This is a genomic window from Geobacillus zalihae NBRC 101842 (genome assembly GCF_001544135.1).
GTDB classification, from domain to species: Bacteria; Bacillota; Bacilli; order Bacillales; family Anoxybacillaceae; genus Geobacillus; species Geobacillus zalihae.
Genome location: NZ_BCPV01000017.1, coordinates 1 through 17516, shown reverse-complemented (window position 1 = coordinate 17516; position 17516 = coordinate 1). Strand labels below are relative to the sequence as shown.

The 17516-nt window shown below is 50.6% G+C and carries 13 protein-coding genes; 4 read left to right on the top strand and 9 right to left on the bottom strand.

Features of this window, described 5'->3' with window-relative positions:
* Positions 1-306 precede the first annotated feature (306 nt).
* From GZ1_RS07015 to GZ1_RS07005, 3 genes are all read right to left on the bottom strand, one after another.
* Positions 307-1854: an acyl-CoA carboxylase subunit beta gene (locus GZ1_RS07015; RefSeq protein WP_060788198.1), complete on the bottom strand. Its 1548-nt coding sequence runs from the start codon at positions 1852-1854 to the stop codon at positions 307-309.
* 61 nt (positions 1855-1915) lie between these two features.
* Entirely contained in the window at positions 1916-3571 is a 1656-nt protein-coding gene (locus GZ1_RS07010) for a class I adenylate-forming enzyme family protein (RefSeq protein ID WP_015375230.1), read from the bottom strand.
* A 253-nt stretch (positions 3572-3824) separates the two neighbouring features.
* A complete protein-coding gene (locus GZ1_RS07005; protein WP_060788197.1) occupies positions 3825-4340 on the bottom strand; it encodes a DoxX family protein in 516 nt (171 codons plus the stop codon).
* Between the two features lie 181 nt (positions 4341-4521).
* On the opposite strand from GZ1_RS07005, the gene GZ1_RS07000 reads away from it, so the two are divergent.
* Complete coding sequence (locus tag GZ1_RS07000) at positions 4522-5022, top strand: diguanylate cyclase (RefSeq protein WP_015375232.1); 501 nt, start codon at positions 4522-4524, stop codon at positions 5020-5022.
* Positions 5023-5094: 72 nt separating this feature from the next.
* Positions 5095-6540 carry a 4-hydroxyphenylacetate 3-monooxygenase, oxygenase component gene (hpaB, locus tag GZ1_RS06995; protein WP_033005087.1) on the top strand — a complete coding sequence of 482 codons (1446 nt, stop codon included), beginning with the start codon at positions 5095-5097 and terminating at the stop codon, positions 6538-6540.
* A gap of 56 nt (positions 6541-6596) precedes the next feature.
* Here the strand turns inward: hpaB and GZ1_RS06990 are convergent, their stop codons facing one another.
* The gene (locus tag GZ1_RS06990; protein WP_033005089.1) at positions 6597-8033 is read right to left on the bottom strand and encodes a sodium/proline symporter; all 1437 of its coding nucleotides are present in this window, start codon (positions 8031-8033) and stop codon (positions 6597-6599) included.
* Positions 8034-8382: 349 nt separating this feature from the next.
* Here GZ1_RS06990 and GZ1_RS06985 point away from each other — a divergent pair, with 349 nt between their 5' ends.
* Positions 8383-9624, top strand: a complete 1242-nt coding sequence (locus GZ1_RS06985) for an aminopeptidase (protein WP_013144957.1) — start codon at positions 8383-8385, stop codon at positions 9622-9624.
* Positions 9625-9727: 103 nt separating this feature from the next.
* Here GZ1_RS06985 and GZ1_RS06980 read toward each other — a convergent pair whose 3' ends face one another.
* Entirely contained in the window at positions 9728-12541 is a 2814-nt protein-coding gene (locus tag GZ1_RS06980; RefSeq protein WP_060788196.1) for a tetratricopeptide repeat protein, read from the bottom strand.
* A 1010-nt stretch (positions 12542-13551) separates the two neighbouring features.
* On the opposite strand from GZ1_RS06980, the gene GZ1_RS06975 reads away from it, so the two are divergent.
* Positions 13552-14214: a hypothetical protein gene (locus tag GZ1_RS06975; RefSeq protein ID WP_060788195.1), complete on the top strand. Its 663-nt coding sequence runs from the start codon at positions 13552-13554 to the stop codon at positions 14212-14214.
* Between the two features lie 257 nt (positions 14215-14471).
* Here the strand turns inward: GZ1_RS06975 and GZ1_RS06970 are convergent, their stop codons facing one another.
* The 4 genes from GZ1_RS06970 to GZ1_RS06960 all read right to left on the bottom strand — a co-directional run bounded on the left by GZ1_RS06970 (position 14472) and on the right by GZ1_RS06960 (position 17479).
* Positions 14472-15128, bottom strand: a complete 657-nt coding sequence (locus GZ1_RS06970; RefSeq protein WP_167346361.1) for an IS3 family transposase — start codon at positions 15126-15128, stop codon at positions 14472-14474.
* Entirely contained in the window at positions 15082-15345 is a 264-nt protein-coding gene (locus GZ1_RS18845) for a helix-turn-helix domain-containing protein (protein WP_157074360.1), read from the bottom strand. The genes GZ1_RS06970 and GZ1_RS18845 overlap by 47 nt, the downstream gene beginning before the upstream one ends.
* Entirely contained in the window at positions 15342-15668 is a 327-nt protein-coding gene (locus GZ1_RS06965; protein WP_011229672.1) for a transposase, read from the bottom strand. The genes GZ1_RS18845 and GZ1_RS06965 overlap by 4 nt, the downstream gene beginning before the upstream one ends.
* Positions 15669-15880: 212 nt before the next feature.
* Positions 15881-17479, bottom strand: a complete 1599-nt coding sequence (locus GZ1_RS06960) for an SIR2 family protein (RefSeq protein ID WP_008881008.1) — start codon at positions 17477-17479, stop codon at positions 15881-15883.
* Positions 17480-17516 lie beyond the last annotated feature (37 nt).

Sequence of the window (17516 nt, the reverse complement as noted above, 5' to 3'; positions counted from 1 at the left end):
TCGTTGGATAAACCGCTAAAGGGGCATCTTTCGTTTATCACAGCTTCGCGTGCGGCGCATGCAAACGATTTTTCATGCCGGTCTATAGTTAGACATTTAGGAAATTATCTAAATACGGACAAAAACATTCGATATTTAGACATCTTTCTAATTAAAGAATATTCCATTTCCATTGGATTGTCAATGTATTTTTCGACTTTTCATATCTCACATGCGACGGGCGGCTGCTCCCCCTCCATGGAAGAGAAATAGCCAAGCACAGCCCCCTCCACCACTGGCAGAGGGGGGATTTCCCATTAGCTTCCATTAAAACCCCGTCGGCCAAGCGGCGAGCAGCCGCTCGCTTTTTTCGCGCTTCGATGTCAGCAAATATTCAAGTGTCTGGCAAAGGAATTTCCGCGTCTTTGCTGGATGGATGACGTCATCGATCAAATGTTTGCGCGCCGCTCCATACGGCGAGCTGTCAAACGACCACTGCTTGAGCAGCTCCTGACGCCGCTCGTGCGGGTGGTCGGCGCGTTCAAGTTCGCGGCCGTATACGACGTTGACGCCGACTTCCGGACCGGTGAAATTGATTTCCGCGCTCGGCCAAGCGACAACAACATCCGCTCCCATCCCCGGCCCGCACATATTGCCGTACGCCGCGCCGATGCTTTTGCGGATGACAACGGAGATTTTCGGGACAGTGGATAGCGCCAGCGCCTGATTCCACACCATGATTTTCGTCGCCATTTTCGCTTTTTCCGCCTCGACACTGATGCGAAACCCCGGTGTGTCATGCAAAAAGATGAGCGGAATATGGTATGAGTCGCACAAGCAAATGAATTCCGTCGCCTTTTGACATTCCTGCGGCCCGGGCGCTCCTGCGTATTGGTTGGGCTGATTGGCGATGATGCCGACGACATGGCCGTTTAGATGCGCCAAAGCGGCGATCAGCGCCTTGCCGAATTGTTTCTGGTACTCAAAATAGTCCCCTTCATCAACAAGGCAGGCGATGATGTTTCGCATATCATAGACGCGGCTACGTTTGTCCGGCAAAATTGAAAACACTTCCTCAACCATCCGGTATGGGTCATCGTCCGTCTTCCGCAGCGGCGGCCGCTCGTTCGCGTTTTGCGGCATGTACGAAAAAAACCTTTTTAGTTGCCCAATGCATTCTGCCTCTGTCTTGCCATCGGCGTCAATCTGTCCGGTGTATTGATGGTGGATGTCGACGCCGCCGAGCTCTTCCGGCGCGACGCGCTGCCCGTTGGCCAACTCAAGCATGCGCGGTCCAGCGATCGCCATGCACGTCCCCTTCAGCTGCGTGACAAAGTCGCAGCTGACCGCCGTCCATGTCGGCCCGCCGTAGCTGTCCCCCAAAATTGCCGCCATCGTCGGCACTTGCCGGTGGTGGGTGAGCAGCTCGCGAGGAAACAATTTGTCGCTGATCCCGTCCGAGCCCATCCCATCCGGCATGCGCAACCCGCCGCCTTCATGGAGAAAAAACATCGGCAAGCCGTTTCTTACGGCCAGCGCATGCATTTGCCGCGACTTGCGCAAATGAACGCTCCCCTCCGTTCCCGCGAGCACCGTCTTATCCCCGGCGATGATGACCGCCGGGCGGCCGTCCACTTTGCCGATGCCGGCGACAAGTCCATCCCCGTACGTCGTTTCTTCCAAGCCGGGCTGATCGGATGTGTTCAGCTGTCCGAACTCGATAAAAGTTCCTGCATCCACAAGCAAGCTGATCCGCTCCCTGGCCGTCAGCAGCCCTTTTTCATGTTGCCTGGCGATTTTCTCTTCGCCGCCGCCCAACACGGCGCGCGCTTTTTTCGCCATCAGTTCGTCTGTTAATTGCCGCAAATTGTCCACCGTGATCCCCCCTTTTTTTCGGAAAAGGCGGGGCGGCCCGCGCCAAAACCCCGCCGCGATGTTATTCCCTCGGAAGCAGCTTTCGCAATACTTTGCCTGACGGCGTCGCCGGCAATTCATCGATGAATTCGATATAACGCGGATACTTGAACGCCGCCATATGCGCTTTCGCCCATTCGATCAACTCAGACGGCGCCACCTTTCCTTTGCGCGAATCATGAAGCACGACAAACGCTTTCGGCACTTCCCCTTTCATCGGGTCAGGCACGCCGATGACCGCACATTGCTTGACGGCCGGATGTTCGTTCAACAGCGCCTCGACGTCTTCCGGAAAGACGCTGTAGCCGGACACTTTGATCATTTCTTTCAACCGCCCTTGGAAATACAAATAGCCGTCTTCATCAACATACCCGATATCGCCCGTGTACACCCACCCGTCTTTCAGCGTCTCGTTCGTCGCGTCATCGCGCCGGAAGTAGCCTTTAAAGACACCTGGATTTTTGACGACAATTTCCCCCGACTGCCCAGGCCCAAGCTCCCGTTTCGTTTCCGGGTCGATGATGCGAATGTCCGTCTCATATGTCGGGATGCCGCACGATCCAAATTTCACACGGTCATCCGGCATAAACGTGTCGCACGTATGCGTCTCGCTCAACCCGTAGGCGGCTTCGTACAACAGGCAGCCGCCGGTCGCTTCCGCCCACCGCTCGGCAAGGTCTTTCGTCACCGGCAGACCGAAGCTGGTGGCCAAATTGCGCTTTAAACTTGACACATCAGCCGAAGTCGTAGGCAGCACTTGCAATATAGCAGCGTTCATCGGCGCGATGCTGTACCAAGCGGTCACCTTGTACGTTTCGATGGCCTTGATCGTCGCCAACGGGTCAAAGCGGGTGAACAGCACGCACGGGTGGCCGGTATACACCGGGGTATTCAACCCCATCACCATCCCGGCAATATGGCAAAGCGGCGAATGGGCCATCAGCACTTCCGCTTTTTCCGTCAGCCGGTTCGCCTGCGCGGATGCAGCCGTCTTAAACAGCGCGTTGCCGTATGTCAGCATCGCTCCTTTCGGCCGTCCGGTCGTCCCTGAGGTAAAAATGATCAGCCCGACATCGTTCCATAAGTCAATAGGGGCGGCTTCATCAAACGGCAAATAAGCGGCGATGATGGCGGCGAACTCATCCACGCCTTCACACGCCTGCTTCGGTTGCAGCACCTCCTCGCAAAGTGGGATCTCTCCAGATGGATCAGGGTACTCGCCGTAATGGCACGATACGGTAAACGACAACGGCGCTGTTTGTTGTTCCGCTTGTCGAACGCGCGGCACTCCTTCCTCTCCGGCGATGATGCCGGCAAGCGGCACTTCAGCGAAAAAATAGGCGAGCTCGGATTCGCGGTACATCGGGTTGAGCGGGACGACAATGCCGCCGAGCTGCTGAACGGCAAAGTGAGCGATGATGTATTGCGGGCAGTTTTGCATGTACAAAGCGACATAGCTTCCTTTCCCCACCCCTTTTTCCCGCAAATAGCGGGCAAAACGGTGAACGTGATCGAGCAAGGTTCCCCACGTGATCACCTTGTTATAGAAAATGTACGCCGGCTCGTTTTCCTCGCGTTCGCCGCGATGGCGCAAATAGCCATAGAGCGGCTGTTCGCCGAGCTCATAGCGGAGTTCCTTCGGCAGCCCGCTCGGCCAGTATGGGCGTGTTTCATTCATTCGTTTCACCATCCCTTATAAAAAAATACTGAATGGTTAGTATGTTACCTTGCAGAAAACGCTTTCAAATACTTGTTCATGTCTCCTGCTTCATCCATATGCATATCATTTCGCCGTCATTCGTCAATTTCCTTTCTCGAACAGCCAACCATTTTCTTCGACGCAGCAAACGGCCGCCCCCTTCCACATTGGAGAAGGAGCGGCCGTTCGGAAAAGGAGGAAGCCTGAAGCAGCGCATGCGGCTTGGTGACGGTCATTGATGCGCTGCGGCCGGTCGGTGTGGACGATGCGTTTTATCCCTCCACCAGTGGCGGAGATATGGCAGCACCCAATGATCCAAGCCGTATCGTCCCGCATTGGCCCCGGCGACGAGGAGAAAGACGGTAAGAAGCACCATTTGCGGGTTCGTGCTCGTCGTGCCTGAGAACATGAAGGCGAAGTTCATCACAGCTCCCATGAGGGCGGCAAACGTCGTAAACAATCCGAGAATGAGCGCGATCCCGACGAGAAATTCACCCCATGGCACAAGAACGTTGAACAATCCGACATTCGGCAACGCCACGTGTTCGATAAACGCCGCCCACCAGCTTTGCACGGCCGGATGTTCCCCAGCGGCTTTCGCCAACGCTCCTTTTAAAAATCCGGTGGCGTCAAACCCTTGCGTGATTTTCCCCCATCCCGCCATTACCCACTCATACCCTAAATACAACCGGAACACCATCATCAACCACGACGCTGTGACGTGCTCGCGCAACCATTTGACAACCATCGTATTTCTCCCCTTTCGTTTTAGAAAATGTTCTTTACACTTTTATCTTAATCGTTTTTTTCGTCTGGCGGAGCATATTTGCTCACTATTTCACAATATATTCAAAAAGTTATGGTGGAATTATGACTACGAGATCCATTCACAATATTAAGCATTAGGTCTTTATCCATAGGAAAACGGATTGACCGGCATCGCCAACCGCCGTTCATTCGATGAGCGCCTCGCCAGCGAGTGGGAACGCACAAAGCGGCAGAAAGCGCCGTTTGCCGTCATGATGGTCGACATCGATGCGTTCAAACGGTTCAACGACACGTACGGCCATCAATGCGGGGACGACTGTTTGCGCAAAGTCGCCTTGTCGCTTGAACAAACAGCCAAGCAATACGGCGGGACGGCAGCGCGCTATGGGGGTGAGGAATTTGCCGTCATTTTGCCGCACACTTCGCCGTCCGAAGCAGCGGCTGCCGCTGAGGCGGTGCGGGCAAACGTCGAACGGCTCGCCATTCCGCACGATTCCTCCCCTGCTGCTTGTGTTGTTACGGTCAGCGTCGGAGCCGCCGTCGCCGTCCCACAGCCAAATGAAGGCGCGGAGTCCCTTCTTTCCCTTGCCGATCAGGCGCTTTATCGGGCCAAGCAAAACGGGCGCAACCGGACGGAAGTAGCCTGTTTCGTCCGTGAATGAATCCCTCCCCTTTTTCCTAGGCGCGCATACAATGGTCATAAACGGCTTTTACGGAAAAAGGGGATGGAAACTATGGCCATTATTAACGGAACCCAATATATCGAGCGCATTGACCATCTTCGGTCCAATGTATGGATCAACGGCGAGCGGGTCGTGGGAAAGTTGTCGGAGCACCCGGCCTTCGCCGGCGCGATCCGAAGCCAGGCGCGTCTATACGATGCCCAGCACGACCCAACGAAGCAGCCGGTGCTGACATTCCACACATCAACGGGGGAACTGGCCGGCGCATCGTTTTTGCGGCCGATGACAAAAGAAGATCTCGAACACCGGCGCTTGGCGTTTCAGGAATGGGCACGCCTGACCGCCGGGATGATGGGGCGCTCTCCTGATTACATGAATACCGCGGTGATGGCACTTGCCTCTGCGGCTGACTTTTTTGGACAGCAGCACCCGTCCTATGCCGAGCATATCGAGCGTCTATATGAGCGGGCGGTCGCCAATGACTTGTCCTTTACCCATACGTTCGTCAATCCGCAAGTGAACCGCTCCCTCGGCTATATGGAAGAAGACGGCGGGCCGATCGCCGCCAAAGTCGTCCGTGAAACAGCGGACGGACTCCTCATCAAAGGCGCCCGCCTGCTCGCCACCCAAGGCGGCATGACCGATGAACTGCTCGTTTTGCCGGCCGGCGGGACGCTTCTTGGCGATGAATACATGTACGCCTTTTCCATCCCGAGCAATACGCCGGGGCTGAAGTTCGTTTGCCGGCCGCCGTTGGCTGCAGGAACTTCGTCGTTTGACGCCCCTCTTGGCTCGCGCTTTGATGAAATCGATGCCATGGTCGTATTCGATGAAGTGCTTGTGCCCTGGGACCGGGTATTTTTCTACAAAAACGCCTGGCTTGCCAAAGAACTGGATGAGGAAACCCACCTGTCCATTATGCTGCTGCATCAAGTGTTGGCGCGGCGCATTGTCAAAACCGAGTTTTTCCTTGGGGCGGTGGAACTGCTTAGCGAGGCGATCCAAATCGGCGGGTACCAGCATGTGCAGGAAAAAATCGGAGAAATCGCCGCTGCTTTGGAGGCGCTCAGGGGAATGCTCCTTGCCTCGGAACTCCATGCCAAACCAGACCGGCGCGGCACAATGGTGCCGGACGCCGCCCCGCTTTACGCTGCTGCCTTTTTATACCAGCGCCTGTATCCACGCTTTGCCGACATCATTCAGCTGCTTGGCGCCAGCGGGCTTGTCTGCCTGCCGACGGAAGCGGACTTTTCTTCCCCGCTCCGTCCAGATTTGGATCGGTACTTGCAAGCGGCGACGCTTCCCGCCGAACAACGGGTGCGGCTGTTCCGCTTCGCCTGGGATATGGCGATGAGCGCCTTCGGGACGCGGCAAACGCTGTATGAGCGGTTTTTCTTCGGCGATCCGGCTCGGTTTGCAACGACGTTCTACCACCGGTACGACCGAGAGGCATGCGCCGAGATCGTGCGTCAGTTTTTGGACAGCGAACAGCCATGACGGCGATGCCTCCCCCTGACGCGCGGGGGAGGCATCCGTATCAGCCGCGTGGCAGGCTACTTCGTCCGTTGCCGGTCAGGGAACAACAGGCTAAACAGCACCCCGGCCGCCAGCGCAATGGCAAATGTCGTAAACCGCGAGCTAACGATGGCCTCAAGCGGAGAAGAAATCCAAATGACCGTGCTGACAAAACCGGCCACAATCGTTGCGATGACGCCGACGCCGGAATACCGCTTCCAGAAGAAAGAGAGCAAAATCGCCGGCGACAACGTGCAGCCGATCCCTGCCCATGCCCAACTGACAATGAAATACACAAGCGACTCAGATGTCATCGCCAGCACCAAGCCAAGCAGCCCGGCGATGACCACCACCGCGCGGGAAAGCGCGACAAGCTGTTTTTCCGACAGGCGAAGGCGCAGCGAGCGGCGGACAATATCTTCGCTGATGGAGCTCGTGATCACGAGCAGCTGCGAATCGGCCGTTGTCACGATGGCGGCCAAAATACCCGACAAAAGCACTCCCGCGAGCCACGGCGGCAATAAATCGAGCGCCATGTGCGGCAACACCGTTTCAACATCGGCGAAAGATTGATTTTGATAAAGCGCGACCGCCGCCAGACCAATCAAAAAGGCGCCGCCATACGCCAACAGCGTCCAGATGATGGCGACCGTCTTCGCCGTTTTCGCTTCGCGGGCGTCTTTTAACGCCATGAAGCGGACGCTTAGTTGCGGCTGGCCGCCAAGGTAGCCGAAAAACCAGGCGAAATTGTTAAACAACAATAGCCCAAGCGCAACACCGGTCACTCCCCCCGTCCATGAGTCGAGGCCCGGTTTCGCGTGATGGAGCGCTTCACTGATCGACAACCCGCCGCTATAAATTTCCACGAGCGCCACAATGGGCAAAATGACGAGCGTGGCCAACATGAGCACACTTTGAATCATATCCGTCCAGACGACGCTGACAAATCCACCGGTGTACGACAAAATGATGACAATCGCCACACTGATGACCATCCCAAGCTTCGGGTCGATATGAAACACCGCAAACAGCGTCTTGCCCGCTCCCGCAATTTGCGCGCTGAAGTAAAACATCATAAAACTGAAAATAAGGACCGTCGAAAGCCACAAAATCGTCCGCCCGTGAGCGCCGAACCGCTTGGCCAAATAGCCCGGCAAGGTCAGCGCTCCGTACCGCTCCGCCTCTTGGCGGAAACGATCGGCTAAAAAGAGCCAGGCGCACACAATGCCGATGACAATACCGACAGCCACCCAAATGGCAGAAAGGCCGCTCGCAAACACGAATCCGGTGTAGCCAAGCAGCAGCCATGCCGATTCGCCTGTCGCCCGCTCGGAAAACGCGAGCGCCCAACCGGGAAGTTTTTTTCCACCAAGCAAAAAGTCGGAATGGCTCATCTCCTTTTTCCCATACCAATAGCCAAGCGCCGCCATCACAAGACAATACAGCACGAGTTCCGCCAAGATGATGCCATTCATCGCTGTTCCTCCCTGTTTGGTATGGTTTTGCACAGGCGCACACCTGATCTGTCAGTCCGTCCCTCTCTTTTTGCTCCGCCATCCCACCCCCTTTTCATAAAAATGGCACTATCATCAGGCTGCGACGATAGTGCCGGTGACAACGACAGTTGGTGGTCTTCACCATGGAACCTTCTTTACTCTTTACATATGTGTCAACCCATCCTATTATTCCAATATGAGGCGCGTCCTACATCGGAACGTTTCGCTCTCGTCCGGACAGCATCCACATGTAAAGCTCCCTAAGTTGCGAGGCGGTGGGAATTATAATAAAGTGGAGATGAGTCAGTCCAAAAAAGGAGTGAGGAAGATGAACCGTTGGGAGAAGGAATTGGACAAATACGCCGAACTGGCGGTGAAAGTCGGGGTGAACATTCAGCCCGGGCAGACGCTGTTCGTCAACGCCCCGCTCGAGGCGGCGCCGCTCGTCCGCAAAATCGCCAAAACGGCGTACGAAACCGGGGCAAAGCATGTGTATGTCGAGTGGAACGACGAGGCGCTTACATACATTAAATTTCACCACGCCCCAGAGGAAGCGTTTTCCGAATATCCGATGTGGCGGGCAAGAGCGATGGAAGAACTCGCCGAACAAGGCGCTGCCTTTTTATCCATTTACGCCCCGAATCCGGACTTGTTAAAAGACGTCGATCCAAAGCGGATCGCGACCGCCAATAAAACAGCGGCGCAAGCGCTCGCCAACTATCGGAGCGCCATTATGGCCGACCGGAACTGCTGGTCGCTCATTTCCGTCCCCACACCGGCGTGGGCGCAAAAAGTATTTGGCGATCTGCGCGATGAAGAAGCCATCGACAAATTATGGGAAGCGATTTTCCGCATCACCCGCATCGATCATGACGATCCGATCGCTGCCTGGCGCGAACATAACGACCGGCTCGCCCGCATCGTCGATTACTTAAACAACAAGCAATACAAACAACTCGTTTACGAAGCGCCCGGCACCAATCTCACAGTCGAGCTCGTCGACGGGCACGTCTGGCACGGCGGCGCGGCGACGAGTCAAAGCGGCGTGCGCTTCAATCCCAACATCCCGACCGAAGAAGTGTTTACCATGCCGCATAAAGACGGCGTCAACGGCACGGTGCGCAACACGAAGCCGCTCAATTACAACGGCAACGTGATCGATGGGTTTACGCTCACGTTCAAAGACGGTCAAGTCGTCGACTTCAGCGCCGAACAAGGATATGAGACGCTTAAGCACTTGCTTGACACCGATGACGGCGCGCGCCGCCTCGGGGAAGTCGCCCTCGTGCCGCACCAATCGCCGGTGTCGCTGTCCAATCTCATTTTTTACAACACGCTGTTTGATGAAAACGCCGCTTGCCATTTGGCGCTCGGCAAGGCGTATCCGACCAATATCAAGAGCGGCGCTTCATTGTCCAAAGACGAACTCGACCGCCGCGGCGTCAACGACAGCCTCGTCCACGTCGACTTTATGATCGGCTCAGCTGATCTGAACATTGACGGCGTGACGAAAGACGGGAAGCGCGAGCCGATTTTCCGCAGCGGCAACTGGGCATTCGAACTGGCGTAATCGGTTTCACCAGCTCTAAACAATAAGGCTGCGCCAAACGAGCGGCCAGACCCGACCGTTGGCGCAGCCTTATTCCGTTCAAGCACGGTTTTGCACGGAACCATTAGACCGAACTGATTGGTTTGTTTTCGTCCTGCAGCAATTGCACAGCGGCAGATGCCGCCTGCGCCAGCTGCTCGCATTGCCGCAAACGAATGCCAAAGAGCACGAGCGGGTCGCGGTACGCCTCAGGGTTTTTGCGCATATGTTTGAGCTCGCCTTCCTGGGCAGCGATCTCCAGCTCCAGCCGTTTCAACGTTTCATCGAGCGCCGTCAATGGCGCATGGAAAAATTGAGTGACATCACGCTCAAGCGATTTGGCAAACCATTCAAACGGCAGCAGCAACTGCTGGATGATCGCCTCCACCGCCTCAGCGTAATCTTGCGTCTGGATCAACTGCTTATACTTTTGCGCCAGCATCGCCTTGTTTTGCGCAAAGGCGCCGAGCAGTTTGCCCGCCCCTTTCAACAGCAGCTGGCTTGGCGTTCTCCGCAAGAAAACGTTCACCTTGCCCACTTGCACCCCGTTGATCAACCGATCCGTATCGCGCCGCCAATCGGCGAGAATGCGAAAATCGCATTCGAGCTTGAGCCGTTCCTGGCCGAACATGGCGTTAAACCCTTCGCCCATTTCATGCAAAAACACCTGGCATTCGTTGAATTCGTCTTCCGTCGCTGCAATCCACTGTTCCATGGCGCGGCGCAGCTTTGGCAGCGCCTCTTCATCAAGGTAAGCGCGAAGCCGTTCGTTCGCTTTGTCGTTCAATTCAAGATGCAAGCGGGAAAAATCGCTTTCTTCGCTCACAAGATCCGCCATGCTGCGCAACAGATCGGGAATCGCCGTCAACAGCTCGCCCCGCATTTCCGCCAAGACGGTGTGGAACGACTTTGCCGTTTTGGCCGTTTTCTCCTCTTGCAGGTCGCCAAGCTGATGAATGGCGCCGCTCAGTTTGGCCGCCATTTCTTTTTTCCATACGACCAGCTCCTCCAGTCGACTTTCCGCCTCGGCTCGCTGCCGGAACAAATGAGCGATGAACTGGCGGATCGTCGTTAAAATCGCTTCCTCGCGGCGGACAGGGGACACGCATCGGCGCATCTCCTCAAGCCAGCCGACGAGGGCTTGCTGTTGCTTGCGGCTTGGCGCATGCGGCGAATAGACCATGACATTGGCTTCCGGAACGATCGTACGAACGTGCGCTTCCACTTCCTCAACGATTCTCGCCGTCTCCTCTTCATCCACCATCCCGTCGCCCGGAGGAAGCAAAACGCACATCGGCGCAGACGGCGCCCGCTCGCGAAGTTGCAGCATCAACTGTTCATCGGCGCTAGAAAACGGATCCTCGCCGTTGAGAAGAAAAAGAATGCTGTCAGCAAGCGAAAACGACACAAGCGCTTCATGGTCGGATGAAGCGCGCCCGCCGAGCGGGCCGATATCCAACAAGACAATCCCTTGCGGCACGAGTGAAAACGGCGCCGTGCATTCAATGACAGCGTCATCGGAGAATCGGCTTCCGCGGCCGCCCGTTGCTTGTTGAAATTCGTCAATGCTCGAGAAAACGGTAAACTGATCATCGCTGATTTTCGCCACTTCCAGCTCCCCGCCGTTTCTCCATGCCAGCACCGGCGCAGATGGCGCCGCCAACGCTGCCTCGCCGACCAACGTCCGCAAAAACGCCAACCGCTCATGGCGCGACGCCCCAGCGACCAAAACGAAATGCGTCCGCGAATCGGACAACTGCCGTACGACCCAGCGGAAGCGGAAGTGCGAACCCGCCCGCTGTTCTTCCGCCCAATCGGCTATTTCGTCAAACAGCGACACACCCGCTTCCCCAGCTTGCCGTTTCGCATGGACGAGCCGCTTAGCGGCGTCGTTGACCATCTCTTCTTCAAACGCCTCAGGAAATTTCTCGCTCCACGCCAACAAGGCAGCCGCCGCTGCCGCTGCCTCCGGACCGTCGGCTAAACTCATCCAGCTTTTCACAAGCGGCGGCGCCACTTCCACCAACTCTTTTAATCGGTACGGACCTTTCATCAATCCTGCATAGGCTTCCCCTAAAAGGCCGGGAATTCGCTTCCAGTCGTAGTCGCGGCCGATCGACAACTCATCATAGAGGCGGTTCCACTCTGCGAGCCACGAAAAATAGAGGTCACCATCCCGATAACCGTTCCATAGCGCCTGCACAAGCCGTTCAAACTTCACCCGATCCGTTTCGTACAACAGCGCCAGGCAGCGTGAAAACCGCGCAGGCGCCATCGTTCGCGCATGTCCTTGTTCCACATAACCGGTCAAGATGTCCGCCCAGCGGCGCGATGAGGTCCGCACTGCCTCTCCTAAAGCAAGCTCGACGGCGCTTTCCCAATCACCTTGCTCCTCGAAAAAGGCGCGCGCCCATTCGGTCATGTTCGGATAATCCGGATACAACGTCACACCGCGCTTAATCATATCATCCGCTTTCGCGCTTTCTCCCAACTCACGGTAGAGCGAAAACAGGCGCAAAATGATTTCCGCATGCAACGTTTCGCTTTCCGTCTCAATCGAACGGTACAGCTCCTCGGCCAGCTCGAGCCGTCCAAGCTCATAGTAGCTGTCGGCGATATTTTTTTGCGCCCACGGGCGCAAATCGTCGTGATGGACTTGTTCCCATTTAAAAATGGCCGCTTCATAGTCGCGGCGGTGGAAATACACTTCCCCTTGGGCAAAGCGAATCGACGACAAATCCGCGCCATCCCGATGCGCCGTGAAAAACATATCGCCAAGCGCGCTGACAACGTCGCGTTCCCCCGCCTCGACGAGCGTCTCGTAAAATGTTTTATGAACAAGTTGCTGTTCAAACCCCATGTCGATCACCTGACTCGTATATTTGCCATGCATGTTCATTGTATGGCACGTTTTCGAATTTTATTTCTATCCTATACATTTTAACAAACTTTCGCCGAAAGGAACGTTTCAATTTGTTTTCATTTGCGAGACAAAATTCGACCCAATAGGCGATGAGGCCAACTAAAGGAACTTACAATAGTGGTTGCGGCCGCGAACTGCTTTTAACGTCTACAAATGCTAAAAAGACGAGGGAAAATAAAAAGCACGTAACCGTTTTAACTACTGGGACACAATCCATTAGGAAACTCCAATATCCTCGCTGTCCCTTCCTCTACAAGCCTACTCAAGGAAGCTTGATGCGTCGGGGCAACTCGCAGCCTTTTCATAGAAGCCTTTGCTCGTTGCTCGATCCTCCTGAGCTACTGGAACATCATCAATAAGAACACTCCCATATCCGAACACTCCCATATCCCTTGCTGTCTGCTCCCTAGCCAAATAAAAAATTCCCCTCTCGCACATAGACTTAGCGATCGAGGAACTTCGTTCCAGCGCCCTTTTGCGCGTTCTTTTCTTATGTAAGTGGCGTCCCAGGAGGGATAATAACCGCATCATAAAACCATTGATATTTCAAGGATGAATGGACATGCTCGTTCATCCCGTGCAAAATTTGTGCAAAATTATTTTCGGCTGCTATCCCGTGCAAAAAAGGCGGAGCGATCCGCCTTTTCTCTTTCCAACATTTCGTTCCATCTGGCCTATGCGATCTGTACAGAACTGAAGAGACCGCTTGAGGAGATATGGATAAAAAAGGAGCCTACTCAAAGTGAGTAGGCTTCATTACTTCAATTTCAATTCAACTTCGTATTCTTTCGTTTCTCCGTCAAACTCATCTGCACCGCCAACATGTGCAGACCATTTTAGTTTAATCCATTGAATTTTATCCGCATTTCCTCATTTTAAGTACCAAATGACATATCACTCTTTTAACTGTATTTTCTCTGTAATGGCAGATAAACACCAACTATGATAATATTATTAAAAAAATTATCAAAGGGGATGATAAAACAGTGGAATTTCTTGTCGCACTGGGATTTGTCGGGATAATTGTTGGTGTTGTACTGTTTATCGTAGGTAAAATTAAAAAGAAAAAATATTACGGTGGGGTAATTACAATTGTTTCATTGGTTCTTTTTATTATCGCATTAATAGCTATGCCGCCGACTGAGGAACAGAAAAACACAGAATCCGCAGAAACACCTAAAGAGGAAATCCAAAAAGAATCATCGAAACCAGCCGAAGAAAATACTAAAGCACAAGAGGAAGCTGAAGAGCAAACCAATAAAGAAGATGTAGATTGGAAATCGAAAATTAAAGAAATTGCCGAAAATGATGATAAACCGGCAGATAAATATTATGCAGTTGAAAAATTAATGATGGAATATAAAACAAAATTCAATAAGGATGAGATTGAAAAATTCAAGAATGACATAATCAATGATTACAAATCCGGAAATTATTTAAGTGAATTGGATAATCATGAACGCATGTTAACTAATATTTTTAAATCTTATATTGTTGAACGAAACAGTGAAGGTGCTGTAAAAGATTTTGCTTTTGACTATCATCAAAACTTAAAATATACATATCGCGGTGTGGATACTGTGAATAGTTCTGCCGTAAAATCGAATGAAAGACAGATGGATAAAGCATTGAAGGAAATGGGAAAATGACAGAATACAATAAGAGTCGAGGTTCGTTATATCAGTGCAGTTAAGGAAAATGAGTCACATTTAAATTAAAAAAGCCCCTCTCGAATTTGAACATATCCCTGTCAAGTAGACAGTGTGAAAAATACCCACCTTCTTCAGCTGCTTGTTAGGATAGTGGAATGAGGAAACGTTGTCAAGGAAAGCACTTGACAACGTCTCCTTCATTCCACTTCATCGTTGGCAAGCTGAAGAAGGAGACATTCTCAGCCGTTCGTCTGCTAGGCTGCTTGGGCAATTCGGTATTCCACTGGGCTGAGGTAGTCTAGTTTTTTCTGGCACCGTTCATAATTATAAAAATACATGTACTGATCGATCGCCTCGATCATTTCCTCTTCCGTTTCAAAGGTGGGAAGGTCCACCATTTCCGATTTCAAATGCCCGAAAAAATTTTCCATGCAGGCATTGTCTAAACAGTTTCCTCTTCTGGACATACTAGGAATGATATGATGAGCCTCCAGCAGTTGATGGTACTGGCGGGATGTGTACTGGGAGCCTTGATCGCTATGGAGAAGGACTCCTCGCGCATCCCGTTTTTTGATGGCATCCTTGACCGTTTCGATCACCAATTTTAAGTCATTCGAACGACTGATGCGATACGCAATGATTTCATTGTTGTACAAATCTTTAATAGCAGACAGATACAAATAGGTTCCTTGAAATGGCACATAGGTAATATCCGTCACCCATTTTTGGTTGGCTGCAGTGGCCGCAAAATCACGGTTTAACACGTTCGACGCTACGATATTCTCCTTTCCCGCTTTATACTTCGGCTTTTTTCGACGGATTTTGGCCTGAACCCCCAACTCTTTCATCAGTCGGTACACTCGCTTATGATTCACGGTCTTCCCATAATTTCGTTTGATCCATGCCTTCACGCGGTAGTATCCATAGATCCCAATTGACCTTTTGATGGCATTCGAGGATCATTTGTTTGATTTGTTCATTTTCCTTTTGCTTCTCTGTGACGATTCCCTGCCGGTTCACCCATCGATAGTATCCACTTCTTGACACACCGGCCAGTTGGCATAGCCAGGCAATCGGATGGGTGTTGGATAACTCCTGAATGATCGAGAACCGCTCTTTCGGTTTCACCTCCTTGCCAGCTCTCGTAACTTTTTTAAATAATCATTCTCTGCTTTCAGTCTTCGATTCTCTTCCTCTAAACTGCACTCTTTTTTTCGAGGCCTTCCCTTGAATGGAGACTTGGATGTCCCGCGCCGTTCTTCGAGCCCTTTTAGACCATGTTCATGGTAACGTTTTACCCAAAGTCTGATCGTTTTCGTGCAGGGAATCCCTAACTCTTGGCATATCCGCTTATATCCCCATCCTTCTTCGATGTACATCTGGACAGCCCTCCATTTAAACTCCACGGAATAAGTGGTCTTCCCTTTCGGTGTTTGCTTGGTCTCGAACATAAACAAATCCCTCCAGTGTTTTTAATGACAGTATGGGCATTTTCCCAACTGTCTACACTAGAGGGATAATATCAAATGAGAAGGGCTTTTTGCTAAAACGCATCATTAGCGAGTGCAGTAAAAAAATTTAATTGACTATAGTGCATACTATTTATATAATGAGCATATAATGTTACTGCACCAAAAGGGACAATGGCAATCACTTTTAGTGGTTAGGCGTTGTCTCTTTTATTTTTCTTTAAATCATATAACAATATAAGCCTTCTTAGTTCTGAACTAATTTTAGCTTCACCATTTTCCTTTAACCTTTCCACAGCTCTTTTTATATAATTTTCTACAGCGCTAAAGTCTAAATTATCAATATTATATGCAATTACACCATATTCCCTTTCTTGAGGGTATTTTTCTTTTAGTATATCTTCCAAATTATCAAACTTAATTTGATACCACTTATTTATCATCTCTTTTTGTTTCGAGATGTCTCCGTGATTCTCTAATCTTTGTCTTAATTTTTCTTTTTCATGAGGATGGAGGTTGCTATTTGAAATCGTTTCATTGGTAACATACCTTAAAAATGGTAATCTTGATTTCGTTGTTTGGCTGGCTAAAAACCTTAGCACAATATCTGTGTTTAACTCATTTTTTTCAAATATATAATCGTAAACATATGTTATTACATCTGGCATTGCAAATATATAAGTGTTATCTCCAAGTGCGACAATTAGTTTTTCATTGTTAATTTTTTGTTCTAATTCATCAAGTTGTCTTGGTGAAACAAGAAGAGATTTTAGAGTACCTTCCTTTCCTCTTTCAATGATTAATTTTTTTATTATATGTTGATATTTTCTAACCTCGGATGGTGCTACACCTTGATTTATTTGAGCTAACTTGTTATATATCTCTCTAAAATTATCAGTTCTTATATGAGTAAAGCGACAATTCAAGTCACTATCATTCATTGTCTCCTCTATAATTTTATCCAATCCTTCTTCCCTTTCAACAACAATGATTTTAGATTCTAACCTTATCAATTCTTCATCACTTAATGACGAAGAAAAATCCTTAATAATTTTTCGGATATTCTGATCTGTAAGTGAGTATCCTAAAAATACGATAGGAGAATGTAGTAATTGCGAAATAATTTTTGCACTTATCAGCACGGAATTTTTATCGAATTGTTTGTAATCATCTTCAGTAATAATTAATGATCTAGGCTCAGTGGCACAACCATGCAACTTGTATAATTCTGCATAGCCAATTGTCTGCTCAAAAAATCCCTTCTGTCCGATATAGGTTTTAATACCATAACTACTAATTGAATTGTATGCATCTTCAATTAGAGTATCATAATTTGTTGTTAGGATAATCTGAGTTTTGATCAACATTTTCTTGAAATATTCAAACTCATCCAACATTTCCTCTTTGAATTCATATTTCAAGAATTTGTTAGATAAAACTTTTTTAAAGGGAGAAATTTTTTTCTCAAATGCTTCTCTTTGACTAAAGTCATCGATGTTTATTTTTTCGTGGTAAAACAATTCGTTAATTTTTTCTTCCAAGATTGTTCCAACTCTAATATTGGTTAAATAATCTAGTTCGGGCTGCTTTAAATTTTTATTTTCTTTTTCAATATCACTTCTTGTTCTGTTAAGAAAAGCATAAAAATCTGATTTTTCTTTTGTTAAACTCCATAGATCTTCAAGTAATCCTCTCCAATTCGGGGAATTTTTCAAATATCTCATTGACAAACCCGAACCGATGAATACAATAGGAAATTCATTATTCTTAATCAATTCATCTAACGCAGACATTCCTTTCCCCCCCTACTTCTTGTCTGATCTATACATC